Origin of the sequence: Bradyrhizobium pachyrhizi, from assembly GCF_001189245.1 — a bacterium.
GTDB lineage: Bacteria > Pseudomonadota > Alphaproteobacteria > Rhizobiales > Xanthobacteraceae > Bradyrhizobium > Bradyrhizobium pachyrhizi.
In genome coordinates, this window is record NZ_LFIQ01000091.1 from 64,744 (window position 1) to 65,923 (window position 1,180).

General features: G+C 64.7%; 1 protein-coding gene. It reads right to left on the bottom strand.

Annotated features, from left to right (window positions below):
* Positions 1 to 1,180, bottom strand: a 1,180-nt coding sequence (locus AKL29_RS45365; RefSeq protein ID WP_244482300.1) for an AAA family ATPase, incomplete at both ends; no start/stop codon positions are given.

The window sequence follows — 1,180 nt, forward strand, 5'->3', positions numbered from 1 at the left end:
GGCGGTTGCCACCGCACGCACGGCTTCGGCCTGGCCGACGACGCGCTTGGCGAGGCTGTCCTCCATTTTCAGGAGCTTGTCCTTTTCGCCCTCCAGCATCTTGTCGACCGGCACGCCGGTCCAGCGCGAGACGACCTGCGCGATGTGGTTGGCGGTGACCGCCTCCTCCATCATCTCGCCGCCGTTCGGCTTGCTATTTTCTTGCGCCTCGATATCGGCGAGCTTCTTTTGCAGCTCGGGAATCCGGCCATAGGCCAGTTCGCCGGCTTTCTGGAATTCGCCGCGACGCTGCGCATTGGCAAGCTCGACGCGGAGCGCATCGAGTTCGCTCTTCAGCTTCTGGGCATTGGAGAGCTTGTTCTTCTCCGCGCTCCAGCGCGCCGTCAGCGCCGTCGATCGCTCCTCCAACCCGGCGAGCTCCTTCTCCAGGGTCTGCAAGCGGCTCTTGGAGCCGGCATCGTTCTCCTTCTTCAGCGCCTCCTGCTCGATCTTCAGCCGGATGATGTCGCGATCGAGCGAATCGAGCTCTTCCGGCTTCGAATCAACCTGCATCTTCAGCCGCGCCGCCGCCTCGTCCATCAGGTCGATGGCCTTGTCCGGCAGGAAGCGGTCGGTGATGTAGCGGTTCGACAGCGTGGTCGCGGCCACCAACGCGGAGTCGGTGATGCGCACGCCGTGATGCTGCTCGTACTTGTCCTTGAGGCCGCGCAGGATCGAGATAGTGTCCTCGACCGTCGGCTCGCTGACATAGATCGGCTGGAACCGGCGGGCCAGCGCCGCATCCTTCTCGACATGCTTGCGGTACTCGTCGAGCGTGGTCGCACCGATACAGTGCAGCTCACCGCGCGCGAGCGCAGGCTTCAACAGGTTGGACGCGTCCATCGCGCCGTCGGTCTTGCCGGCGCCGATCAGCGTGTGCATCTCGTCGATGAACAGGATGATGCCGCCCTCGGCGGTCGAGACCTCCTGCAGGACCGACTTCAGCCGCTCCTCGAACTCGCCGCGATATTTCGCGCCGGCGATCAGGGCGCCCATGTCGAGCGACAGCAGCTTCTTGTCCTTCAGGCTCTCCGGCACGTCGCCGTTGAGGATGCGCAGCGCCAGGCCCTCGACGATCGCGGTCTTGCCGACGCCGGGCTCACCGATCAGGACGGGATTGTTCTTGGTCCGCCGCGACAGC